A 26,014-nucleotide genomic window follows, 5' to 3' on the forward strand; every position below is an offset into this window, starting at 1 on the left:
TATCCGATAGTATCATCGATATGATTCCCGTCCGGATCTTCTGCCGCAAAAGCTACCGTCATGTCAATAAATGCATCCAGATTTTCAGGTTCTGTTATCCCCAGCGATTCCATCCAGTCTTTGCGCACGAGCAGTCCAGCATCCGAAGATGACAGATCCATATCGCCAAAGGAAGTTCTGGGAAACGTATATATTTTTCCGTCCTTCTGCTCTAAAAAATGCTGCAGGGAGTCTACTGTTTTCATAACCTCCGGGTATTTTGAGAGATCTTCCGGCAGAGGCGAGAGCATTTTTCGCGAGATCATATCCGAAAGGGAAAGCGCATTATTTTCCGAGGTACCCGTTATTGTCGTTGCGGCAAAGATATCAGGCAGGGAATCAGATACACCCATTACCAGATAGCGCTCGTTGTAATCGGACCAGTTCAGGTTGACGGGTTTTATCGTTATATTAAACAGTTCTTCCAGATAACGCCACACCCCATCCTTTTCCTTGCTGTTTTCCATTGCCTGGATATTCCAGAATCCAATGCTGATCTCCAGATGCTGGCTCAAATCAGCATTCTGCAGAGACTCCGGAAGTTTTTTTTCGGTTTCACCGGGCCCGCCGTTCTTACAGCCCCAGAGAAAACAAAAGAGAGCCGACATTATTAATAAAATCATTATTTTTATTTTCATAACTCAATCCTCCCTGTTGCGGTAGGCGGTTGGTGTAATTCCCATAGTCTTTTTGAATACTTTGGCAAAATAAAAGTAATCCCGGTAACCTGTCTTCAGTGCGATCTCGGAAACGGGGAGATCGGTGTCCTGGAGTAATTTTACCGCCTGTTCTATACGGAGTTCTGTCACATAGCAGCTAAAGGTTTTATTCATTTCCTGGTTAAACAACTGGCTGGCATAATTTGGATTAACGCTGCAATGTTCCGCAATCTGCTGAATCGAGATGCATTCACTGCAGTGTTCATGAATATAAGACAGCATACACCTGACAATTCGGTTTTTAACCGGAAATATCGGGAGGTCTTTTTCTTTTTGTTCTTTCTTCTTCTTTTCCATTGAATGCAGGAATTCCACTTTTTCATATGCCCGCAGGATACTGTCCTGGATTTCCGTAGGAGAAAATGGCTTGAGGCAATAGCCGATTGCATTCTGCGTCATTGCTTTTTGCACATAGGCAAATTCTGCATGTCCGCTTATGATGGTAAAAACGGTATCAACCTTTTCCAGATTTGCTGCCTGGAGCAGTTCCAGCCCACCGAGTCCGGGCATTTTAATGTCTACAAATGCAAGGTCCGGCCGTTGATCCAGAATTAATTGAAGTCCTGTCAGCCCGTTATACGCTTCACCAGTAATTTCAAAGTATTCCTGGTTAAGCAGAAGTGCCCGCAGACTTTTAATCACCCATTTTTCATCATCAATAATGACTGCTCTGTACATTATGATTACTCCTTTCTTTGCAGCTGAAATGGAATACGAATCTGAATATTCGTTTCGATATGTTCTTTTGATTCGATTATTAAATGGTAGGGTTCCCCATAATACAGGCGGATACGGCTGTTTACATTTAAAAGTCCAAGGCTCTCGGATTCCTCGCCGGGGGAATCTACGAAGAGGGATTCTTCCATAGAAGAGGGCATTGTCTTCGGGCGGTTCAGACTTTCACGGATCTGGGACAGTCTTTGGACGGAAATGCCCTCACCGGTATCATAAACCCAGATAATTAGTGTATCATTGGAAGAATCATGCATTCCTCCTATCTGCAAATGCCCCGGTTCCAGCAGTTTCTCCAGACCATGGACAATGGAGTTTTCCACCAGGGGCTGCAAAATCATTTTCGGGATACATGCATCCATTATTTCATCGGAAATACTGTACTCTATGGTAAATCGCCCCTCAAAACGGGTGGATTGAATCATCAGATAAGACTTCACAATTTCCAGTTCTTCCCGAAAAGTTACAAATTCATTTCCTTTAATGCTGTAACGCAGAATTTGCGCCAGAGCCTGAGAAATATTAATAATATCATCAGACCTTCCTTCTGTGGACATGCCGCAGATTAAAGCCAGGGTATTATACAAAAAGTGGGGATTAATCTGGCTTCTTAAAAAAGCAAGTTCTGTTTTTTTGGCGTAGATCTCTGTTTCATACATCTTCGTGCAGGTATTAAAAATGTCACGGTTTAAGGTATCCACTTCATCCAGCATCTGGTTAAAGGCATTTCCAATGGTCTGGGCTTCCAGACAGACGTAAGATTTCTCATCAAGATGGATACGTTCTTTCAGCGCCCGTCTGTTTCCTGAGGTAATCTTGTTCATAATTCCGGTTAATTCAGCAATCGTATTGAAAAAACGGGAGATAAAGTAAATTAAAAAAGTACAGACTATAATAAAAATAACCAGAGTAATAAAATACTGGCTGCCTACGGTTTTAATTAACTTTTGGAAGAGTGCGCCTTTTGGAATGATGGAGATTAACTCATATCCCGTATCGGGAATCCCATGGGATTCATAGGTATATTCCGTATTGGAATAGGTAATAACAGAATCCCCGGACCGTTTGTTTAAGTATGCCTGGTAGATTTCCTCATCCCCTAACAGAAGATTCTGGCTCTGATCCAGGAAAATCATCTTCTGGTCTGTACTGTCAAGAGAATAGGAGCCGCCCAGGAACCTGGATGGGTCTATGGCTATGAAAACGGCTCCGCAGGGAGTGGCATTGCTTAAATCCAGCGGATAAATCAAGCGCCCGGCAACAATACAGACGGTATTTAAAGAATGGATAAAGTAGTTTTGCCTGTCGAAGAAAAAGACGTCATGCTGGTCTCTTGGAAGTTCCTTTAAGAGCCGGCTGGTAATCGAAGAATCACCGGCTACGTTGCTGAAATTGCCGTTGTCTCCAATCACAGCAATATCAATGATGGAAGGCTCCTGGTTCTGTGTATTGATCAGCAGATTGGAAACCCGCTGGACATAATCAAACTTTGATTCCTGATTTTTTTCAATGAGGTAACTCTGTACAAGCTCATTATAAGCAAGACTGGTTGTGAGTTTTGAAAAATAAGTGTAATTATATTCAACCTCGTGGAGCACCTGATTTACTTTTTCGTCCTGGTTCGTCTTCAAAGACTGGTACTGCAATTTATAATAGGAGAACATACTGAATGCCATGATTCCAGCCATGGTAACAGCCATAATCATTAAAAGAACCATCATCTGGCGCCGTAGTGGCAGTGGTGTAAATTTTTTTAACTGTATTTTCATTTTTTTAGTAACCTCTTAAGTTGTTGTCTACCAAGATAGTACAATTTAATTTCAATAACTTGTATGGAAAAAAGTCAGGGAATTATGTAAAAAACTCAAATGGGAACATTTTAACGGCATTGCCAGAGGAAGAGGATATAAAAATTATAGCCTATTCTATTAAATGTTTTATGTAAAAATATTAGAAATATATGTAAATTTCTTTAAAAGATTTAATAAATTTCCAAAATCATAAGAATATTGCATAAAGAGCAGAGTTATAAACATTTTAAAAATTTCCTTTTTCAGTAGAATAGATAATATCAGACAGGTAAGAAAATGATACTCAGAAATGAGGGAAAGGAGCAGGAAGTGAGAGAGAAGAGAAAGAAACCGGCACAGACAGCTTATGTGCCGAAAGTCAGTATTTTTAAGATGCTGGGCAAGCAAAGAACACTGATTTTGCTGTGTTTGCCGGCACTGATGCTAACCATAATTTTCAAGTACGGCTCGATGTATGGGATTCTCATTGCATTTAAAAATTATAAAACATCAAAGGGGGTATGGGGAAGTGACTGGCTGGATCCTTTTTATAAAAACTTTATAACGTTTTTTAAAAATCCATCTTCAGGCCAGATTATATGGAATACGATTCGCATTGGAGTAATAACCATGCTGTTTTCTTTTCCGGCGCCGATCATATTCGCTATTCTTTTAAATGAAGTAAAGGGTAAAATGTTTAAAAAGACGGTTCAGACGGTTTCCTATATACCCCATTTTATTTCTATTGTAGTTGTAGTGGGAATGTTGAACAGCTTTGGGTCCATAGATGGAATTTTTAATACGATCCGTGGATGGTTTGGGCTGGCGGCTGTGAATATGAATGAAGGAACAAAGTATTTTATGCCCATGTATGTAGGTTCCCAAATCTGGCAGACCTTTGGCTGGAGCTCCATTATATATCTGTCTGCCTTGTCGAATATTGATACGACCCTATATGATGTGGCAAATATAGACGGTGCCAACAGATGGCAGAAGATTAAGAATATTGCATGGCCTACCATATTGCCAACAACCACGATTATGTTAATTATGAATGTAGGCACGGTACTCAATTCTGATTACCAGAAAATATTGTTAATGCAGAATGATACCAACCGCAGTGCAATCGATGTAATTTCATCCTTTGTTTACCGGGAAGGTATCGTAGGTGCCCGCTTTGAATATACGACGGCAGTGAACCTGATGCTATCAGTTGTAGCGTTTGGTCTGGTTATCATTACAAATAAAATCACCCAGAAGGTTAATGCTGAAAACAGCTTATGGTAATAAAAATGACTTTAAGTAAATCATGTTTTCATTTGTGTTCGGGTAACGGGAAGGAGAAGTAAATTGAACCAGAAAAATAAAATTCATATTGGAAGTAAATCAGCGGATATCATCCTGATGGTCATCATGTGTCTGCTGATGGTGACAATCTTGTATCCGTTTATCAATATCATTTCCATATCCTTAAGCAGTCCCAGTGCAATTACAACCGGTAAGGTAAACTGGCTGCCGGTGGGATTTAATCTGAAAGGATATAAAATGGTATTCGGGGATCCCAAGATCTGGAGTGCGTATGGAAATACCATTCTGTATGCAACCCTGGGAACGGCATTAAACCTTATCTTTACTGCTATGATTTCCTATTCACTGATGATAAAGGAATTCGTGCTGCGTAAACCCATGACCGTTTTTTTAACAATTACAATGTTTTTTAATGGAGGAATGGTTCCAAGTTACATATTAATCCAGAATCTTGGGCTGATGGACAGTATCTGGTCTGTTATTCTTCCGGGGTGTGTCTCTGCTTATAACATATTTATTTACCGCTCCTTTTTTAAAGGAATATCACCGGAAATACGGGAAGCGGCATTTGTAGACGGAGCAGGGGAAGCCAGAATCCTGTTTAGCATCTATATGCCTCTTTCAAAGGCGTTATTTGCAACGTTTGGTTTGTTTTCCCTGGTTACGTACTGGAACATGTGGTTTGAGCCGCTGCTGTATTTGAAAACAGACACAAAGCAGCCCATTCAGATGATACTCCGCCAGATATTATTTACCTCCGGTGCAGCCGGCATGAATGGTGCTCAGGAGATGATGAATCAACAGCTGGTTAACCCTAAAAACATACAATATGCATGTATTATCGCAACGATAGCACCAATTATGATTGTCTATCCGTTCCTGCAGAAATATTTTGAACAGGGAATGATGGTAGGCGCAGTTAAGGGATAACCGTGTCTGAAAAGCACGTTCCAATAAAGAAGGGAGATTATAATATGAAGAAAAAAATGGTAACAGCATTGCTGGCAGCAGCGCTTGCTGCAGCATCACTGTCGGGATGCGGGCAAAAAGTTGGAAGTACAGAAACGACAGCCAAAGGGGAAACTACGGAACTGCCGGACAACACCCTTTCCATAACGGCATCTATTCCCACTTTTGGCACAGATCCGGGCAATACGGAAGTACAAAAAGAGTGGCAAAAGAGAATGGAAGAATACCTGGGATGCAAGCTGGATATTAAATGGACTTATACACCATGGCTTGATTACCGGGAAAATGAGAAGGTAATTCTGGCAAGCGGTGAAATGCCGGACGTGTTTACCTATTCCTGGGGAGACACGATAAACGAGTATGGACAGGATGGCCAGGTGCTTGACATTGCCAAATACAAACAGTTCATGCCATATTACTCCAAGTTTGTGGAAGAGACAAGAGGCGGAGAGAATTTTGCTTACAATGCAGACGGAACTTCTTACTATTTTAAAGACGGTTTTGTAAATAATAACGATATCATAGGTGCACAGTCATTTACAGCATTTGCATACCGGTTTGACCTGCTGGAGAAGAACAATCTGACCCCGGCGACAAATTTAGATGAATTCAGTGATTTATGCAAAAAGTTAAAAGAACTTTATCCGGATTCTTATCCGATTTCCAACAGCGATAAGAACTATGCATTCTACAGAGGATTTGCGGGCATTTACCATACTTCCGATACACTTTACTGGAACGGGACAAAATGGGCATTTGGTCCGATTGATGATAACTTCAAAGACATGCTTTCCTACCTGAAAACCCTCTATGATGCAGGTTATATTGATCCTGAATTTGCTACGGATGATGCCGATGCCTGCAATAAGAAGGCAGCTACCGGAAAGGTACTGATTTATCCTACCGTATGGTCCGGTATGGCAGCGCACTGGAACCGCAACAAAGAAGATCAGGATATTAATTTTGGGCTTGCCTATTTACCGGAAAATGAAAAATATGGAACACCGTGGAAGTGGGGCTCCAAGGAAGAAGGGCTGTCCCTTGCCAGTACCGGATTTGGAGTTGGCATTTCAGGAAATACCGAGTATCCGGAATGGATTGTAAAAATGATAGATTACCAGTATTCACCGGAGATGATCGAACTGCAGAACTGGGGTATTGAAGGTAAGACTTATGTGGTAAATGAAGATGGTTCCAAAACATTTACGGAAGAAATCACCGGTGCGGATAACCCGGTACAGGAGCTTGCTAACTACGGTGTGACTTCTTCAGCGGCATGCAGGACAGGTGTAGTATTTACTCCGCAGGAATTTGAGCCCCAGATAGAACAGCTGGAAGAAGAACCCTGGTGGAGCAAAGAGGACGGTTTCCATATGGATAAATACTGGCTTGCAAGTTCCAAATACGGCGGGAAAGAGTCAGTTGCTCCTTATGACCGTGCTCCAATCCTGAATCTGGATCCCGACCAGGCTACCGAAAAAGCTACGCTGATGAATGCCTGCGAGACCGTTGCAAAAGAAAAAGCCGTTGATTTTATTACTGGAAAGATGGATTTAGAAAAAGACTGGGATTCTTACGTAGATTCCGTAAAGTATGCGGTAGATGATTTTGAGGGTACTTTGCAGATGCTGAATGAGAATTCGGTAAAAGAATAATATGAAACCAGATAAAATTTGCTATGCAATATAAATATTTTACTATTTAAGAGTGGGCAGGGGATTGGTAAGCTGTAAGCAGCCAATCCCCTGCAAGTTATACACTGTAAATGAATACTGGATTGATTTGTAAAGATAAAAGGAACAGGTGATTATATGGAAATAACATGCCAAAAGGTCCAATACCGGAAGAATCCAATTGGGCTAGACATTACAAAACCGCATTTTGAATGGAATATTCAGCTTAATGCAGCGGTTGATGGGAAGAAGTGGTTTCAGACGGCATATCAGATACTGGTATCGGACAACGAAAAAAGCCTAGAGAATGACGATGGGAATATCTGGGACAGTGGGAAGCAGAAGGGCAGTGAGATGACTCAGATTATATATGCGGGAGCCCCCCTGCTTTCCTGCACCAGGTATTACTGGAAAGTCCGGGTATGGGATCAGAATGAGAAAATTTCTGCGTACAGCAGTATTTCTTATTTTGAAACGGCATTTTTAAGCGGCAGAGAATGGAGCGGGAAATGGATTGGTGAGCAGAAGGATTTTGTAAGCCATATATTCCGGAAACCATTTCATCTTAAAGAGGGCATAAAAGAGGCAAGAGTTTACATATGCGGGCTGGGGCATTATGAATTGCTGGTCAATGGAAAGAAGGCAGGGGACAGTGTGCTGTCACCGGGATGGACAGATTATCAGAAGTCCTGCCTGTATAATACATACGATGTAACCAAACAGGTTCAGAAAGGCTGGAACTGTATTGGTTTATTTTTGGGTGACGGCATGTTTCATGTAAGGAAAAAGAGATATGTTTACTTTGAACGGACTTATGGAAATATGAAATTCCTCCTGCAGCTTCAGGTTACATATCAGGACGGGAGTAAAACCATAATTGTTTCGGATAAAGAATTCCATATGGCTCAGAGTCCCATAACTTATTCCGGAATCTATGGCGGAGAGGATTATGATGCCAGATTGGAGCAGGAGGGATTTGCGCGTCCTGAATTTACCGAAGATGATTCCTGGCAGCAGGCAGCAGTAGTAGAAGCGCCAAAAGGAAAACTGTGTGCGGAAAGGACAAATCCACTAAAAGTGATAGAGTCCTTAGAACCGGTAAGGGTTTGGGAAACTTCGGACGGTGTGTACATGTATGATATGGGGAAGAATTTCTCGGGATGGGTAAGCTTGAAACTCAGAACAAATGGAAATATCGCGGGATCCTGCATTACCTTGGTGCCTGCTGAAATTCTTGCTTCGGATGGTAGTCCCGACCAGCGTGTGACCGGTGAAGGATACTGCTGGAAATATATTTGTAATGAAAAAGAAAGCCAGTATTACCGGCCTAAATTCACCTATTATGGTTTCCGGTATGTACAGGTGAGTGGGGCTGTTCCGGCAGCATTTGCCGCGGATGGAAGTCAGCCTGATCAGCCCGTAATTGAAGAAATAACAGGAGAATTTATTTATCCGGATATTGAAATAACAGGGAGTTTTGAATGCTCAAATATACTATTTAATAAAATTCACCAGATCATAAATCAGGCTGTACGAAGCAATATGAAGTCCATCCTGACAGACTGTCCCCATCGGGAAAAACTGGGGTGGCTGGAACAGACACATTTGATAGGACCGTCAATGATGTGCGGTTACGATATAAGAAGCCTTTATGAAAAGATAGAACAGGATATGGAGGAGGCCCAGCATGAAGACGGACTGATCCCCGATATCTGCCCGGAGTACGTAACAGGATTTGAAAAATGGCATTATGGGTATCTGGATTCTCCGGAGTGGGGAAGCGCCTGCATTATCAATCCCTGGTATCTTTATAAAAGGTATGCAGACAGAAGCATATTAGACAGGTTTTACCGGGTAATGCAGGATTATCTCAGCCATCTAACCCGGATGACCCACCATCATGTGCTCCACCATGGTCTGGGAGACTGGCTGGATATTGGTCCCAATACACCGCATTCACAGAATACCCCCGTTCCTGTAGTTGCTACGGCGATCTATTATTATGATGTTACGATTATGGCAGCTGTTTCCACACTGCTTGGAAAAGAAAAGGAAGCAGAGTATTACAGGTTACTTGGGAGGGAGGTAAAGAAAGAGTATAACCTTCAGTTTTATGATAAAGCCACTTGCAGATATGCCACAGGAAGCCAGACAGCACAGGCAATGAGTCTTGCTGTTGGTCTTGCAGAACCGGAAGATGAAGCAGGCATACTGGATTATCTGATTCAGGATATCGAAAAAAGAAATTATGCCACAACTGCGGGAGATATCGGTCATCCCTTTGTTATGACGGCACTGACTTCATATGGCAGGTCTGATATTATAGAAAAAATGACAAATGTGACGGACGCGCCTGGATATGGCTACCAGGTCCGGTGCGGTGCAACGACGCTGACGGAAGAATGGGACGGACCGGATCCGCAAAGGCCGCATGGATCCCAGAACCACCTCATGCTTGGGAGTGTGGAAGAATGGTTTTACTGTGGTCTGGCAGGTTTACCGGGAGTAAGGAGCCGGAATGTCTTAAAGGAACTGGTTATCAGCCCGTACTTTTCACCTGAAATTAATAATGTAAGGTCATCCATTGGTCATCCTTACGGAAAGGTGTATTCCAGCTGGACCAGGGATCAGGGTAAAATATGGGTTGAAGTTGAAGTTCCGCCAAATACAAAAGGTGTTTTTAAACCAAAACCAACATCCGATGGTTATGTTTTCTATGGAAAAGAGACATTTATCATAGAGGAAACAGATTAAACCAACAAAAACAGGAGGAAATCAATATGGCTTATCCACAGCGTTTAGAGGATTTGATAAAAGGTAAGGGTGGTAATTATATACTGCCATTTTTATGGATGCATGGCGAAGAAAAAGAAATTATAAAAGAAGAAATAGATAGAATCTGCGGGTGCGGAATTCGGGAAATCTGCCTGGAGTCCAGACCCCATCCTGATTTTGCAGGTCCCGGATGGTGGGAAGACTTAGATTTTATTATGGAAGAGGCAAGAAAAAGGGAGCTTCGTATCTGGATTCTGGACGATGATAAATTTCCTACAGGACACGCAAATGGGGCATTTGAACAGCAGCCCGGACTGGCAAAGGTCTATCTTGCACAGCGGCATATGGATGTAATAGGACCTGTGAAGGACAGTGCAGTGGTAATTGATCCGTTTCTGGGCGAAGAGGGAGAACTGCTGGCAGTACTGGCTTGCCCCAAACCGGATACGGAATCTCTGGATATTAAAGGGGATGGAATTCTGAATCTGACCGGACAGGTGCACGACGGAGTACTTTATTTTGACGTGCCGGAAGGTTTTTACCGGGTGTTTGTGATTTATAAGACCAGAAAAAATGGCGGAAGAGAAAATTACATGAATCTCATAGACAGCGCTTCTGTAAGAGTTCTTCTGGATACGGTATATGAGCCCCATTACCGGAGGTACAAAGATGACTTTGGAAAAACATTTGCCGGATTTTTTTCTGATGAGCCGGAATTAGGAAATACACCCGGATATGATTTTCAGGATAAGCTTGGAAAAAGTGATGTGAAACTGCCCTGGAGCAGTGAGCTTGAACATTTGCTTGAGAACCTGTGGGGAGCAGACTGCTACGGGAACCTGCCTGCCCTGTGGTATGATATGGGGCAAAAGACTGCCGGGATCAGAAGCAGCTATATGAATTGTGTTTCCACCCTGGTCAGCACCTGCTTCAGCCAACAGATCGGAAACTGGTGCAGGGACAGGGGTGCAGAATATATTGGACATATCATTGAGGACGATAATGCCCATGGACGGCTGGGCTGCAGCATCGGACATTATTTCCGGGCTCAAAAGGGGCAGGATATGTCAGGAATCGATGTAGTTCTGCTGCAGATAATGCCGGGATTTACGGGCACCTATCATCAGTGGATTGCCTCCGACCGGGATGGTGAATTCTTCCACTACGGTCTGGCGAAGCTGGGAAGTTCCTCTGCACATACGGATCCTGCAAAAAGAGGCAGGGCTTTATGTGAAATCTATGGTGCCTATGGATGGGGCGAGGGCATCAGCCTTATGAAGTGGCTGACAGATCATATGCTGGTAAGAGGAATTAATGTTTTTGTGCCCCATGCATTTTCTCCGACTTTTCCGGACAGGGACTGCCCGCCTCATTTCTATGCAAGGGGAAACAATCCTCAGTACCGGTTTTTTACATTGCTTATGAAGTACATGAACAGATGCTGTCATCTGCTGAACGGGGGAGTACATAAAGCAGATGCGGCAGTACTCTATCATGCAGAAGCGGAGTGGACGGGAAAACAGGCCATGCTTTTTCAAAAACCTGTCCGTAAATTGTTGGAAGGGCAGCTGGACCTGGATGTGGTCCCGGCTGATTTGCTGACGTCAGAGGCAGTGGCTGCCGCTGATGGAAGAATCAGGATCAATAAAGCAGAATACACATCATTTATTATTCCTTATTGTGAGTGCATTCCAAAAGCTGCCGCAGATTTTGCAATTCATGCATCAGAAAATGAAATTCCTGTTTTCATGGTGGGAGAATGCCCCTGCTATTATACAGACGGAAGTGCTGTCAGTCGGGAATTTGAAAAGCATGTGATTGTGGTCTCCCTGGATGAACTTGCCGAAAAAGTAAGGGAAACGGGTAAACCATCCTTTTTCTTTACGGGAAATAATAAGGATCTCAGAGCATGCTGCTATAGGCAGAAAGATTCCAATATCTATATGTTCTTTAACGAAAGTCCTTTTGATGCAGTAGATACTTCCGTCAGGTTTTTAAATGAAGAGCAAAAGTACATTGTACGTTACGATGGGATCAATAATAAAATAGAACCGGGATGCAGCAGGGAGGAAGCCCTTACACTTCACTTGCTGCCCGGAGAATCTGCTGTATATCTGGGGAGTAGTGATACACCGGTTCAAAAGAAAACCACTCTGGAAGAAGTAATAAAACTGGACATTGACTGGGAGGTCTCCCTGGCGGAAACGGGAGATTACCCTGATTTCGTAAAAAGATTGCACATTCCTTCCGGGGAAAGGCTGCCGAATATGAATGGAAAAGATGGATTTCCAAGATTCTCTGGGACATTTTTGTATGAGGGAAAGTTTGATTTTTCAGTATCTGACAGAAAGGCAGAGAGGTACATTCTATGCCTGCCCTCGGTAGGAGACTGTGCAGATGTGCGGCTCAATGATTTTAATGCGGGGATGCTGATTGGCAATCCCTATGAGGTGGATATCACGCCGTATTTAAGAGACGGAGAAAACAATCTCAAAATTGAAACAGCCAATACCCTTGTGTGGAGCTTGCATGATGGACAGTCTACCCATATGCAGTTATCCCCTACTGGATTATTAGCACCGCCGGAACTGCATTTATACCGATAACGGAAGAAAGTGAGCGAAATATAAAATGAATAGAAATCTATTATTTCCTAAGGTAAACGAAATTCTCCACGGTGGGGATTATAATCCTGAGCAATGGCTGGATCGCCCTGACATTTTAGAAGAGGATATCCGGCTGATGAAGAAAGCAGGAGTAAATACAGTCACCCTGGGGGTATTTTCCTGGTCGGTCTATGAACCATCGGAAGGAGCGTATCATTTTGAGTGGTTGGATGAAGTTATGGACAGGCTCTGGGAAAATGGCATTTTTACCATCTTGGCAACGCCATCCGGAGCAAGGCCGGCATGGCTGGACCAGGAATATCCACAGGCTATGCGGGTTAATAATATGGGGGTACGAAACCACCATGGAGTCCGGCACAATCATTGCATGACCTCACCGTTGTACCGGGCTAAGGTCCGGGAAATCAATACGATTCTGGCAAAACGGTATGGGAGCCATCCCGGACTGATCCTATGGCATATTTCCAATGAACTTGGCGGTGCATGTTACTGCGGCCTTTGCAAAAAACAATTTCAGGAATATCTGAAACGAAGATATCATGACAATATTGATGAATTGAATAAAGAATGGTGGACGACGTTCTGGAGCCATAGATATAACAGCTTTCATCAGATAGAACCGCCGATGCCGGGAGGTGAGACCAGTATCCATGGATTAAACCTGGACTGGAAACGATTCACAACCTGGAATATGACCGATTATATGAAAGAAGAAATTGCTGTTTTTAAAAAATGGACGCCGGACATTCCGGTTACGACAAATTTTATGCAATTGTACGAAGGACTGGATTACCATAAGATGGCCAAAGAACTGGATATCATTTCCTGGGATAGTTATCCGGAATGGAGTACAGACAAAAGGGAGCTAATTGATACCGCTGCGATGACGGCATTTGATCACAGCATTATGCGCTCTTTTAAAAGAGATCAGCCATTTATGCTCATGGAAAGTGTTCCAAGCCAGGTCAACTGGCATCCTGTAAACAAGCTAAAGCGGCCAGGTATCCATAACCTGTCTAGTATGCAGGCGGTAGCATGCGGTTCCGATACCGTGCAGTATTTTCAATGGAGAAAGAGCCGGGGGTCATATGAGCAGCATCATGGAGCCGTGATTGACCACTTAGGGCGGTCCGATACCAGGGTATTTCGGGAAGTAGAAGAAGCAGGCAAAAATTTAAAATTACTGCAGGAAGTACAGGGCAGCGTACCAAAGGCTTCAGCAGCAATTATCTTCGACTGGGAGAACTGGTGGGCAATCAACGATATGGCGGGGTTAAGTGTACAGAAAAATTATCCGCAGGAATGCAGAAGACTGTATCAGATACTATTCCGTTATGGCATAGAGGCAGATGTGATATCCCAGGAAGAAGATTTAACCCCGTATAAGGTGGTGTTTGCACCAATGCTTTATCTGTTAAAGCCCGGGACGGAAGAACGGTTCAGTCAGTTTGTAACAGAAGGCGGACAACTGGTGGCAACTTATCTTACCGGATATGTAAATGAAAATACGCTCTGTTATCTGGGCGGTTTTCCGGGAGGTGCATTAAAAGATGTTTTCGGGCTGTATACGGAGGAGATCGATTCCCTGTACCCTTCTGAAAGGAATGGTGCCGCTTTTACCGAAGACAGCGGTATGGAGGGAGTCTGCCAAATCCGGGATTTCTGTGAAATCATAAAGCCCGTGACTGCTCAGATTCTGGCAAGTTATACGGGGGATTTCTACCAGGGAACACCGGTAATTACCGTAAATCGTTCTGGGAAGGGAAAAGCATGGTATCTGGGGGCAAGAGTAGAAGATTCCGGTCTGGAACAGCTGCTGGGGAAAATAATGTGTGAGTTGGGGATAACTTTTAAAAAATTACCAATTGGTGTGGAAAAGCACATACGGTATCATGACAGCGTGCAGTTTGAGTTTTATTTAAATTATACGACAGAGGAGAAGGAGATTCATCTGGAAGATAATGGAATTGGATTTTCGCTGTTGTATCAGAAACCTGTTTTTGATACACTCAAACTTAAAGGGTTAGGCATGGATGTGATAAAACAGGAAAAGAGATAAAAGTTCTGGGAGGAATGAAGATGAAGCTGCTGTTAGTAGATGATGAAAATCACGTAAGAGAAGGCATATTGTCTATGATTGATTGGAAAACCGCTCATGTAGACAAGATAGAGCAGGCAAAAAACGGAAAGGCCGGGTTTGAATTAGCATTGGAATTTGAACCGGATATTATACTTACGGATGTGAGAATGCCTAAAATGGACGGAATTGAAATGGCGTTTGCGATTCGGGAACATCTGCCTCATTGCAGCATAATCTTCATGAGCGGATATTCGGATAAGGAATATCTCAAATCAGCAATACAGCTGTCCGCAATTAATTATGTGGAAAAACCAATAGAACTGGAAGAACTTTTTCAGGCAATCAGAGATGCTGTACATGTGCAGGAGGAAAGAAAAAACTGGGAACAGAAGAAAGCCGAGATGGATGGAAAGCTGGAAGTAAGTATGGCAGCCCTTCGTAATCAGCTGGTTTTGGACCTGACTAAGAAAAGCTTTCAGAATGGAAAGCGTACGTCTGACATAAAGATGGCTTATCCGGGGATATGTCCGGATCATGCATTTATTACAATCATTGTAGATCTTGTGGGAATTAAAAATGAAGGCAGTTTTAGGACCGGCAATCATTTCATACAAGAGGAACAGAGCATACAGACAAATGTAAAATTATTTTTGGAAAGTAAATTCACAGAGAAAGGTATGCAGGCATTGATTGGAAGCAAGGATGAGCATCTGGTATTGCTGCATATAGATCTTGGGAAGGAAGCAGAATCCTTTCTGGTGCGCAGGACAGAACGAACAGCAATGTGGATAAAAGAGCTGCTGGATGATTTATGTTATAGTTTTGTCTCAGTTGGAAGCCGTGTGGAGCACCTTTATAAAATCTATGAGTCCTATAATAATGCAGCAGCAGCGATGCTTCAGAGCTTTTATTATGAGACCGGCAGAATCATTTATTATGAAGACAGGCGAAATGAAGAATTTGTATTATCGGAAGAATATCTGGTGCAGTTCAAAGACATTATAAAATACGGTACATTTGAATCAGCAGTAGAATTTATACAATCCATTCTATTGAGATTGAGGGAACATCCTCATAAATTTATATTTTCCGTAAAGGAATTTTTCTTTAGAATGTTAATACAAGTGTCCGATACTGCCTGTCAAAAGGAGATTGCCCAATTTATGGAGCAGCCCCGGGGCATCATCCGGGAAACTGTCTGGGAATACCGGTTTTTAAGCCAGCTGGAAGCATATATGATAGAACAGCTGGAGTTATATTACCACAATGTAAATGAGGACGGTGGAAAGCAGGCAGTATCTGAAAAAGTAAAATATATTGTGTCTTGTAACTACAGTGAACCGGATCTTTCTCTTTCAACCATAGCACAGAAGCTTTCCCTGACCAGTTCTTATTTATGTATTCTTTTTAAAAAGGAATGCAATATGACATTAACAGCGTATATTATTGATTATAGAATGACCCGGGCAAAAAAGCTTTTGGCGGAAGAAAGCAGAAGAATCAAGGATATAGCCTTAATGACCGGATATATTGACTGTAATTATTTTATAAAGGTCTTCAAGAAGTATACAGGGGAAACACCGGCAGAATTCAGAAAAAGAATACATAGACAGGAAGCAGAAGTGTGAAAGAAAATCCCTTTCACACTTCTTATTAATGCAGTGTCGCAGCCGATATGCAGAGGGGGAAAGCCAGATTGCGCTATTCAGGAGGATAAATATGAAAAAGAAAAATACTTTCAAAATAAAATTCTTTCATCAAATGAAGTTAAAGACGAAGCTGCTATGGGTATATGGATTTTTAATTCTGGTTCCGCTGGTTATGCTGTCTTTTTTTGTGTTTCAAACCTACTCCGAAGGTATGAAAGAACAGCTGATTTATTCTGCTAACCAAAGTTTTTCCCAGACATATGATTTTCTGGATTATAAATTTTCTAAAGTCACCGACGTATTAGACCAGTTGTCTAACAATGAGGAGATCAGGCAGATGATAACAGGGGATATGGTGAATAAAGATATTAAGCAGCAGTATTGGAATATGCTAAGCATCAGACAGACCTTTCAGGAATTAGAAAACCAGGAAGATGTATCCAGGATCAGAATATATGTGGACGATAATATTTTATATGCCGAAGACCAGATCAATATGTTTGGTATGGGAAATATTCAGGAAGCGTCATGGATCAGACAGATGGAGAATGGCCAGAAACAGGTTCTGGGATTTGCGGACAATCCGGTACTTTCTTTTGCCTCCCGGATCAAAAGTATTGTAGATTACCGCCAGACTATTGGCTATATGCGGGTAGATATCCGAAAATCAAATATTGAAAACATTCTGAAACGGGCTGACATTACAGAAGACAGTATGACCTGTCTTGTAAATAAGGATAATGAGAAGATCGCGTGCTCTGTCAATGGCAGTACACCCCGTGTTATTATTGACCCGGAAGAGTCGGAAAGGAAATTTATAGAAGAAGATGATGGATTTACAGAAATAGCGGTAAATGGCAGAAAGATGCTGATGTGTCAAAAGTATCTATATCATTCTGGCTGGACAATGCTCACGGTAATTCCGTATCAGACAATTATGCGGGATATCAGCAGTATGCAGATAAGATTCTTTGGAATTATGCTGATTTCATCCATATTTGTGTTTTTTATGATATATCTGACCGGCAGGTCCATAACAGACAGGGTGGAACGCTTAATGTGTCATATGAAAAAGGTTCAAAAAGGTGAAACAGATGTAGAGATCGGAGAGGGAGGGGGCGATGAAATTGGAGCCCTATACCAGAATTTTGATTTTATGATACATAAAACAAATGATCTGATGAACGAGAAGTACGAACTGGGGAAACATGTTAAAAATGCAGAATTACAGGCACTTCAGTCTCAGATTAATCCGCATTTTTTGTATAATACCCTGGATATGATTAAGTGGTACAGCTACGGAAAGAAAACCGAAGAAATTAATGAGATTGTTTCTCAGACCGCCAAATTTTATAAGATGACTCTGAATAAGGGGAAAAGTATAGTAACAATAGAAGATGAGATAGAACATGCCAGGGCATATCTGGCAATTCAGAATATGAGATTTGAAAATGCGGTAAAGGCAGAATTTGCCGTTCCGGAGAATCTGTTAAAATGTCCTATTCCGAAAATAACCCTGCAGCCATTGATTGAAAACGCCATTTTGCATGGGATTATGGAAAAGGACGACCCGGAGGGAACCATAACATTAACGGGTAGTGTTTTAAAAGACCACGTGGTGTTAACTCTAAAGGATGATGGAATTGGAATGGATAAAAACAATGCAGATAAGATACTGACCCGGGAAATCCAGTCAAAGACAGGAAGCGGCTATGGAGTAAGAAATATACATGAACGCATATTAATACTCTGCGGTCAGGGATATGGACTGGTATATAAAATCAAAGAGGGGGAGGGGACAACGGTAGAGATACATCTGAAATATACACAATAATTTACTACACCATATAAAGATATTACGATTTCGGTAAATACGTTCTCTTGATACAATCTATATATGAAGAAAACTTCAATAATAAGAAAGAGAGAGGGTGTATGTATTGAAAGTCCATAAAAGGAGAGGAATTCTCTATGATGTGAAAAAGAACCGTACATTATTGCTGATGCTTCTGCCGGCAGCGCTGTTGACATTTGTGTTTGCCTACCTTCCAATGGGAGGTCTGATCCTGGCATTTAAACAGTTTCGGTATGATCTGGGGATATTCGGAAGTGATACAGTCGGACTAAGTAATTTTAAATTCTTTTTTCAATCCGGAGATGCATGGAATGTTACCAGGAATACCGTATTGTATAATCTGGCATTTATCATGATCAATACCGTACTGGAGGTTGGATTTGCTATTGTTTTAAGTGAGATTGTGAATAAGTTTGTAAAGAAGACACTTCAGTCAATTATTTTTCTGCCCTATTTTATATCCTGGGTTATCGTCAGTTCCATTGCCTATAGTTTATTTAATTTTGAGAATGGTACTTTAAATGGAATTCTTTCTGCTATTGGTATCCAGCCCGTTAATATTTATGCTGAACCATCCTGGTGGAAATATATTATCGTAGCTTTTTCGGCCTGGAAAGGAGTCGGTTATGGAATGGTGGTATACCTGGCTTCAATAGCGGGAGTGGATACCTCTTTGCATGAGGCGGCACAGATAGATGGAGCAAACATATTTCACAGAATTCGCTACATTACCATACCAAGCATAACACCAACTATAATTACTATGACGCTGCTGGCAGTAGGAAAGATATTCAAAGGCAGCCTGGATCTGTTTTACCAGCTAATTGGCAACAACGGAGCGCTTTTTGACGCTACAGATGTAATTGATACTTATGTATTCCGTTCCCTGATTCAATCCGGGGATATAGGGAAAACAGCAGCAGTTGGTCTTTATCAGTCTGTCTTATGCTTTGTCACGATTATCATAGTGAATAAAATCGTAAAAAGAGCAGAAGCAGATTATGCACTGTTTTAAGGGGGGATACGATGATTGTCTGGAAAAACATGTCCGTTCAGGAAAAAATATTTAGAGCTGTCGGATACTTACTCATAACATTATTTGCAGCATTGTGCCTGATTCCTTTTTTGATTATTATTGCATCTTCGTTTTCAAGTGAACAGTATATTATTCAAAATGGTTACAGTCTGATACCCGGAGAACTGACGCTGCAAAGCTACGCAGCAATATTTAAGAATCCGGTAAAAATTTTAAGAGCATACGGAGTCACTACCATCGTGACCGTAACAGGTACGGCATTGGGAATTTTCATCAATACAATGACCGGATATGTGCTGCAGAGAAAAGACTTCCAGTGGAGAAATAAAATATCATTTTACTTTTTCTTTACCACGTTGTTCAGCGGCGGCATTGTTCCGTGGTACATATTATGTGTGAAATATCTTCACTTGAATGATACCTTATTTGCACTTTTTCTCCCGTCGCTCGTATCCGTCTGGAATATTCTGCTGGTAAAAGGATTTATGGCCGGGGTTCCCTACGAAATTACCGAATCCGGTAAAATAGACGGAGCCGGTGACTTCACCATTTTTGTGAGGCTGATACTGCCTCTTTCGAAACCGGTAGTTGCTACAATTGGTCTGTTTACGGCTCTGACATACTGGAATGACTGGTATAACAGTATGCTTTTCATAAACAATGAAAAAATGTACAGCTTGCAGTACCTATTGTATAAACTGGTAGGAAGTGCTCAGGAAATGCGGAGAATTATGGATGAGACAGGGATGAATATGGAGACGGTTCCGATAGAATCAATGAAAATGGCACTTACGGTAGTTGTAACCGGACCAATAGTACTGCTTTATCCATTTGTGCAGAAATATTTTGTAAAAGGTCTAACGGTAGGAGCAGTAAAGGGGTAGGTGCAATATATGATATGGAGGATAAGAATATGAATGGATTGAAAAAAGGATTTGCTTTGTTAGTGTCAATTTGTCTGGGGGCAGCAATACTTGGCGGCTGTGGGGAAGCAACCGGGAGTGAAGCTAAGGTACAGGAAACGGAAAGTGCACAGAGTGTAAAAGAGTATAATGGACAGGATGTATCGCAGCCCGCAGATCTGGTTATGTATGTAATTGGAGATGAAGCGGCGGGAGAGAAAGCCGTACTGGAAGAATTAAATAAGAAATTAAAAGAGAAGATTAATGCAACCCTTACAGTAAATCACATGTCTTTAAGTGACTATGCCCAGAAGTACTCTCTTTTAATTTCATCAGGAGAAAAGTTTGATTTAATCTATACCTCTACCTGGGCAATGTATGCAGAGGAAGCGACAAAAGGGGCATTTGCGGAAGTCAGTACAGATGTTTTAGAGAAATATATGCCCTTAACAAAAGAGCAAGAGCCAAAGGAGGCATTTGAACAGGCATCGATCGGCGGAAAAACATACTTTGTACCCGCCAATAACCCAACTATTCTGACAAATGCAGTTGTAATCCGAGGTGATTTAAGAGAAAAATATAATCTGGAAAGATTAAAGACACTGGATGACCTGGAAGAGTATTATGATAAAGTAATTGAAAATGAAAAGGGAATCTTTCCATATGCCGCATCCCAGAACAATTATGAAATGCGTATAGCAATGCTGAACAACAATTATAATATGGTTGGATTAAATGGGGTAGATCAGTTTTTTTACTATAAAGTAAATGAAAAGACAAATGCAAAAGATATTTTCTGGCTCTATGACACACCGGAATATAAAGAGTGGATAAAAAAGATGAAAAGCTGGTCAGACAAAGGTTTTTGGTCAAAGAATGCAGTGGCAAATAACACCAATCCAAGAGATGCCTTTACAAATGGAACCAGTGCGTCACTCGTTTGGAACCTTGGAACCTGCGGGGCTGTGGCAAACCAGATTGAAAAGGAACATCCTCAATGGAAACCCGAAATATATGACTTAATACCTGACAGCAAAAAAATATTGGGAGCATACACCGGTGACGGAGCAGCCGTTCTTGCGTCATCTGAAAATCAGGAACGTGCGTTTATGCTCATAGACCTTTTGAAATTTGACGAAGAATGCAACAACCTTGTTCGGCTTGGGGTAAAAGATATTCATTGGATTGATCCCACAGAAGAGATAGGCGAAGAAGGATTTTGGAGAGCAGGTGAAAAGCAGGAAGAATATCCTTTTGGATCAGCATTCTCCTGGGCATTTAAAAATAACAAGTTTGAAAAGAGCCGTGAGGATAAATTTCCGGATGAGGTTGATCTGACTAAAAAGTGGACCGCAGCACAGGAAAATACTCTATTAGCAGGTTTTATCCTGGATGATAACAATATTAAGAATGAACTTGCTAATCTCAATAACGTAAAAACAAAGTATGTTCCTCTGCTGGATTTGGGACTTGTGGAAGATGCAGAAGAAACGCTTGCAGAATTTAACCAGCAGGCTGAAGCGGCAGGAATCAATAAAGTGAAAGAAGAATTATTAAAACAGGTAGATGCTTACCTGACTAAATAGAGAATAAAGTCTTCTTTAAATCTGCCATTCCTTGCGATATGCCAAGGGTGTTGTATTTTCCCTGTTTTTAAACAGATTAATAAAATGACTCACATGATTCATGCCTACTTTATAAGCAATTTCATTGACGGAATCATTAGAATACTTTAACAGTTCCTTTGCGTAAGAAAGTCTGTTTGCAATGATGTATTCATTTACCGTAGTTCCGGTATATTTTTTAAACTCTTTCGAGAGATGAAATTTACTGACTCCGTGGCGGGATGCCAACTCATCCAGTGACAGAGGGGACTTAAAGTTCTGATCTATATCTTTCAATACATTTTTTATGTAGGAAGGCATGAATATAGTCTGGGCATCAAAAGTAATTGTCTGTACAAGGAGTTCCGTCAGGATATTAGTAATAAGGTTAGAAGTTAGGACTTCGGTAGATGCATTTCGCTTCTGGTTTAATGCCAGAATTCTGCGAAGGGTGCTTTCCATAAAAAATGTGTCCTGAACCTGAACGGTTTTAAAACCATTTTTAACAAATTCCTCGTAATATCCAAGGGCGCTGCTTCCATTAAAGTGAATCCATAAGAATTCCCAGTCGCTGTTCCCGGCAGTTTCATAGTAATGATGCTCTGTACAGTTAATATAAAAGCATTGACCCGCAGTAAGATAATAATTGCAGCCCTGATATTTTAAATATCCCTGGCCGGATATGGTATAAACGATCAAAAAAGAATTCAGATTTTTACGTTCTGTAAAATAAGAATCGCTGGTCTTAAAATATCCGGCTTCCTGGATGTAAAAATAAATGGATTTTGCCACATTACTGGCTGTAATAATTAAGCGGACAGAGTCCTCAGACCAGCTGTATGATGCACGCTCTTCATAGTTCTGATCATTTTTTATCTTCATATTGATAGCCTCCCAATCCGGTGAAATCCGGTAAAATCCTGCTTAGTATGATTGGCAAGATTCTGTTATTTTTGCACAATAAACTTGATTGATAATTCCATGATAAATGATTACAATGGATTTGTAAAGTGATAACAGGACAACAACATAATATAATAATAAAATCAGGAGGAAATAAAATGGCAAAGTTAAAAGAAACCAGAAAAGCGCGTATTGGTGTTTATACAATGGGGTTGAAACATTATTGGGGACAGTTTCCCGGACTTCGTGAAAGAATGATAGAATATGGGCAGTTTATCTCAGATAGAATTACGGCAATGGGAAATGCACAGGTTTTCTTTTATGGATTGGTAGACTGTGAGCAGGAAGGCCATAAAGCAGGAGAGTATTTTAATGCAAATAATGTAGACCTGATCTTTGCCCATGCGGGAACTTATGTGACCAGCGGATCTATACTGCCGGTACATCAGGACTGCAAGGCACATACTGTAATTTTAAATCTTCAGCCTACGGCTAAAATTAATTATGCACAGACAACGACGGGTGAATGGCTTGCTCACTGCGGAGCATGTCCGGTTCCGGAGATTTCCAATGCATTTAACCGGGCGGGAATTAAATACCGTGTGATAAATGGACTGCTGGGACTGGACTATACACCTGAGATTTCATTGACCGATGAAAATACCGCCAACCGTCCGGAAGCCATTCAGGCATGGAAGAAGATCGAAGAGTGGGTACTGGCTGCCAGTGTAAAAAGCGGACTCTCCGGAGCAAGATTTGGCTTTCTTGGAAATACATACAGCGGTATGCTGGATATGTACAGTGATTTTACCATGTTTCAGGGGCAGACAGGAGCACATCTGGAAGTACTGGAAATGTGTGATTTAAATCGTGCCATGGAGACTGTAACACCGGACGAAGTAGCTCAAAAACGCAAAGAGATAGCAGAGTTTTTTAGAATAAGTGAAGATTCGGCAGCAGACCCGCTGGCTAAAAAGCCTACAGAAGAACAATTAGAGTGGTCCGCTAAAGTGGCAGTGGCACAGGAAAAATTAGTAAAAGAATACGATTTGGATGCCCTTACTTATTATTATCATGGCGCACCGGGCGGAGAGTATGAAAAACTTCAGGGAGGCTTTATCGTAGGACATTCTCTGCTGACGGCTAAGGGGATACCATGTGCCGGAGAAGGAGATCTTAAGACCTGTCTTGCAATGAAAATCTGTGACATTGTTAATAAAGGAGGATCCTTCTGCGAAATCGTTGTAACGGATTATGAAGAAGGGACCATCCTTTTGGGACATGACGGACCATTTCATCTGGAAATCGCAAATGGAAAACCAATCCTTCGCGGCATGGGCCTGTATCATGGAAAACAGGGAACCGGGGTATCCGTTGAAGCAAAAGTAAAAACCGGACCAATTACCACTCTGGGATGCAGCCAGACTATAGACGGAAGATTAAAGTTCATCATAACTGAGGCTGAATCCACAGACGGAACAATTATGACCATAGGAAATACCCAGACTCCGGTTAAATTCAAAAAAGATCCGGACAGTTATATGGATGAGTGGTTTGCAGAAGCTCCAACCCACCATTTTGCAATGAGTGTAGGACATAATGCATCCCTGTTTGAAAAAATAGCAGATATTCTGGATGTAAATTATGTAACCTTAGATAAATAGTAAGAAAACTGCAATGAAAAAAAGAAACAGCAACTCAAAGTGCTGTTTCTTTTTTATTTTTAAATTTATAATTGAAATCCATCAGTCTTATCTCTTAAAAGCTGTTCAAATTGTGGCAACGGCATAGGTTTTGCAAAAACATAACCCTGTACAATGTCACAGCCCACTTCTCTTAAGAAATTAACCTGTTCTTTCATTTCCACGCCTTCGGATACTGTCCTCATTTTCAACTGTTTCGCCATAGTAATAATATTGCGTATTACAATTTGCTCTCGTTCTGTGTTTGCCCCTTTTCGGAAGAAGATCATGTCAAGCTTTAATACCTGAATAGGAAGCTCTTTTAAAACATTCAGAGAGGAGTATCCTGATCCAAAGTCATCTAATGAACAGACAAATCCATTTTCCTGTAAAGCCTCAACAAAAGTTTTAAACAGTTCATTATTATTTAGAACGACACTTTCTGTAAATTCTAATTCAAGCATACCGTCCGGAAGGTGATATTTATTTTTCGTATTAATATAGAAATCAAGAAAATCATCCTGGAATAGTCCCAGGCGGGAGACATTTGTCGCCAGCTTTATCTTAGGATTACCGGCATCCAGATATCCTCTTGCCCATTTACAGATACCCTCAAACATATAGCGGTCCAGGTGAATAATAAAACCATTCTTTTCAAATAAAGGAATAAATTTACCGGGCACAACCAAAGATCCCTGACCACTGACCCAGCGGACCAGCACCTCGCCTCCGGCAATTCGGTTCCCATGCTGTATATCTACTTTGGGCTGAACAAATATCTTAAATTCTTCATTTTCCAGTGCCTGATGCATTCGGGATTCCATTTCAGTTTCCATGAGAATCTGTTTGCGAATGTCCTGAGAATAAAAAGCATAATTGTCACTGCCGGATTGTTTCATCGCTTTTTGCGCCATATTTGCCCGGTTAATCATATCATTGAAAGTGATGTCATCTTTAAAATCATTCACACAGTAGATACCAATGCTTAAATCCAGGTGATATTCCTGATTTTCTGAAGTTATATAGTGATTCATCTGCTCATTCAGAGTCTGAAACCATTCTACAAGTTCGGATTTCTCATTGTAGTATTTAAGTCCGGTAAAATTATCTGCATTTACCCGGCAGAAAAATTCATTTTTCAGAGTATGTCGGGATATCAGGTTTGCAAAATACTTTAACACTTCGTCACCTGCGTCATACCCAAACAAATCATTAAAATATTTAAATCTTTTAATATCACAATACCAGAAAGCATAGTTAGAATTCTGCCTATGATCATGTGGAGAACCGATATCCAGCAGAAATTTAACAAAACTGGAATAACCTGTAATCGGATCGGAATAGGCAAGCTGTTCCAGATGTTCTTTGTTTTTCCTGGTCATCTGATTCATACGGTAAGCAAAAACCATAGATATAATAAAAGCAGAACTTACGATAAGAATAACACCCAGAGTATAATTGTAATTGCCATTTATGATAGATTCCGGTACGATACTTATAATATACCAGTCATTGACGTCAACGGGTATATAGACAGCCCAGTATTTATTTCCTTTGTAGTTATAGCGAACCGTATTTTCAGATCCTGCAGCAAAATCCGACAGAATATTGGCATATGCTTCTTTCGAGAAATCTCCCAAATCCGCCAATTTATATATGTTGTCCACATTG

General features: G+C 41.3%; 16 protein-coding genes and 1 pseudogene. 12 read left to right on the forward strand and 5 right to left on the reverse strand.

The window, feature by feature from the left end; genetic code table 11:
* From RHS_RS23800 to RHS_RS23810, 3 genes and pseudogenes are all read right to left on the reverse strand, one after another.
* Positions 1-677: pseudogene (locus tag RHS_RS23800) on the reverse strand (hypothetical protein); the annotation flags it as partial.
* A 3-nt stretch (positions 678-680) separates the two neighbouring features.
* Positions 681-1,436 (reverse strand): helix-turn-helix domain-containing protein, encoded by a 756-nt coding sequence (locus tag RHS_RS23805; RefSeq protein ID WP_044297717.1) that lies wholly within the window; start codon positions 1,434-1,436, stop codon positions 681-683.
* Between the two features lie 5 nt (positions 1,437-1,441).
* Complete coding sequence (locus RHS_RS23810) at positions 1,442-3,259, reverse strand: sensor histidine kinase (protein WP_027295442.1); 1,818 nt, start codon at positions 3,257-3,259, stop codon at positions 1,442-1,444.
* Positions 3,260-3,610: 351 nt separating this feature from the next.
* Between RHS_RS23810 and RHS_RS23815 the strand changes: the two genes are divergently transcribed.
* The 11 genes from RHS_RS23815 to RHS_RS23865 all read left to right on the forward strand — a co-directional run bounded on the left by RHS_RS23815 (position 3,611) and on the right by RHS_RS23865 (position 21,740).
* A complete protein-coding gene (locus tag RHS_RS23815; protein WP_242849135.1) occupies positions 3,611-4,567 on the forward strand; it encodes a sugar ABC transporter permease in 957 nt (318 codons plus the stop codon).
* A 63-nt stretch (positions 4,568-4,630) separates the two neighbouring features.
* Positions 4,631-5,518 carry a carbohydrate ABC transporter permease gene (locus RHS_RS23820; protein ID WP_027295444.1) on the forward strand — a complete coding sequence of 296 codons (888 nt, stop codon included), beginning with the start codon at positions 4,631-4,633 and terminating at the stop codon, positions 5,516-5,518.
* 44 nt (positions 5,519-5,562) lie between these two features.
* Positions 5,563-7,212, forward strand: a complete 1,650-nt coding sequence (locus tag RHS_RS23825; RefSeq protein WP_047834563.1) for an extracellular solute-binding protein — start codon at positions 5,563-5,565, stop codon at positions 7,210-7,212.
* Positions 7,213-7,368: 156 nt separating this feature from the next.
* Positions 7,369-9,984, forward strand: a complete 2,616-nt coding sequence (locus RHS_RS23830) for a family 78 glycoside hydrolase catalytic domain (RefSeq protein ID WP_395023461.1) — start codon at positions 7,369-7,371, stop codon at positions 9,982-9,984.
* Between the two features lie 26 nt (positions 9,985-10,010).
* Entirely contained in the window at positions 10,011-12,611 is a 2,601-nt protein-coding gene (locus tag RHS_RS23835; protein WP_047834564.1) for a hypothetical protein, read from the forward strand.
* Between the two features lie 25 nt (positions 12,612-12,636).
* Positions 12,637-14,691: a beta-galactosidase gene (locus tag RHS_RS23840; protein ID WP_047834565.1), complete on the forward strand. Its 2,055-nt coding sequence runs from the start codon at positions 12,637-12,639 to the stop codon at positions 14,689-14,691.
* A gap of 20 nt (positions 14,692-14,711) precedes the next feature.
* A complete protein-coding gene (locus tag RHS_RS31815; protein WP_052431092.1) occupies positions 14,712-16,340 on the forward strand; it encodes a response regulator in 1,629 nt (542 codons plus the stop codon).
* A gap of 91 nt (positions 16,341-16,431) precedes the next feature.
* Positions 16,432-18,195, forward strand: coding sequence for a sensor histidine kinase (locus RHS_RS31820; protein WP_161597254.1), 1,764 nt, complete (start codon positions 16,432-16,434; stop codon positions 18,193-18,195).
* 97 nt (positions 18,196-18,292) lie between these two features.
* Positions 18,293-19,231 (forward strand): sugar ABC transporter permease, encoded by a 939-nt coding sequence (locus tag RHS_RS23855; protein WP_377143172.1) that lies wholly within the window; start codon positions 18,293-18,295, stop codon positions 19,229-19,231.
* A gap of 11 nt (positions 19,232-19,242) precedes the next feature.
* Positions 19,243-20,136: a carbohydrate ABC transporter permease gene (locus RHS_RS23860; RefSeq protein WP_242858596.1), complete on the forward strand. Its 894-nt coding sequence runs from the start codon at positions 19,243-19,245 to the stop codon at positions 20,134-20,136.
* Positions 20,137-20,165: 29 nt separating this feature from the next.
* Entirely contained in the window at positions 20,166-21,740 is a 1,575-nt protein-coding gene (locus RHS_RS23865; protein WP_044297712.1) for an ABC transporter substrate-binding protein, read from the forward strand.
* Positions 21,741-21,755: 15 nt separating this feature from the next.
* Here the strand turns inward: RHS_RS23865 and RHS_RS23870 are convergent, their stop codons facing one another.
* Complete coding sequence (locus RHS_RS23870) at positions 21,756-22,640, reverse strand: AraC family transcriptional regulator (RefSeq protein WP_044297711.1); 885 nt, start codon at positions 22,638-22,640, stop codon at positions 21,756-21,758.
* 179 nt (positions 22,641-22,819) lie between these two features.
* Between RHS_RS23870 and RHS_RS23875 the strand changes: the two genes are divergently transcribed.
* Complete coding sequence (locus RHS_RS23875) at positions 22,820-24,325, forward strand: arabinose isomerase (protein WP_047834566.1); 1,506 nt, start codon at positions 22,820-22,822, stop codon at positions 24,323-24,325.
* Positions 24,326-24,390: 65 nt separating this feature from the next.
* Here RHS_RS23875 and RHS_RS23880 read toward each other — a convergent pair.
* Positions 24,391-26,014, reverse strand: a 1,624-nt coding sequence (locus tag RHS_RS23880; RefSeq protein WP_047834569.1) for an EAL domain-containing protein, incomplete at its 5' end; no start/stop codon positions are given.

The sequence above is a fragment of the Robinsoniella sp. RHS genome, assembly GCF_001029355.1.
GTDB lineage: Bacteria > Bacillota > Clostridia > Lachnospirales > Lachnospiraceae > Robinsoniella > Robinsoniella peoriensis.

Bases quoted from the DNA above. Each gene is read 5' to 3' on its own strand.
- RHS_RS31820 (WP_161597254.1), top strand. From the start codon at position 16,432: ATGAAAAAGAAAAATACTTTCAAAATAAAATTCTTTCATCAAATGAAG.
- RHS_RS23810 (WP_027295442.1), bottom strand. From the start codon at position 3,259: ATGAAAATACAGTTAAAAAAATTTACACCACTGCCACTACGGCGCCAG.
- RHS_RS23835 (WP_047834564.1), top strand. From the start codon at position 10,011: ATGGCTTATCCACAGCGTTTAGAGGATTTGATAAAAGGTAAGGGTGGT.
- RHS_RS23825 (WP_047834563.1), top strand. From the start codon at position 5,563: ATGAAGAAAAAAATGGTAACAGCATTGCTGGCAGCAGCGCTTGCTGCA.
- RHS_RS23830 (WP_395023461.1), top strand. From the start codon at position 7,369: ATGGAAATAACATGCCAAAAGGTCCAATACCGGAAGAATCCAATTGGG.
- RHS_RS23870 (WP_044297711.1), bottom strand. From the start codon at position 22,640: ATGAAGATAAAAAATGATCAGAACTATGAAGAGCGTGCATCATACAGC.
- RHS_RS31815 (WP_052431092.1), top strand. From the start codon at position 14,712: ATGAAGCTGCTGTTAGTAGATGATGAAAATCACGTAAGAGAAGGCATA.
- RHS_RS23860 (WP_242858596.1), top strand. From the start codon at position 19,243: ATGATTGTCTGGAAAAACATGTCCGTTCAGGAAAAAATATTTAGAGCT.
- RHS_RS23865 (WP_044297712.1), top strand. From the start codon at position 20,166: ATGAATGGATTGAAAAAAGGATTTGCTTTGTTAGTGTCAATTTGTCTG.
- RHS_RS23875 (WP_047834566.1), top strand. From the start codon at position 22,820: ATGGCAAAGTTAAAAGAAACCAGAAAAGCGCGTATTGGTGTTTATACA.
- RHS_RS23805 (WP_044297717.1), bottom strand. From the start codon at position 1,436: ATGTACAGAGCAGTCATTATTGATGATGAAAAATGGGTGATTAAAAGT.
- RHS_RS23840 (WP_047834565.1), top strand. From the start codon at position 12,637: ATGAATAGAAATCTATTATTTCCTAAGGTAAACGAAATTCTCCACGGT.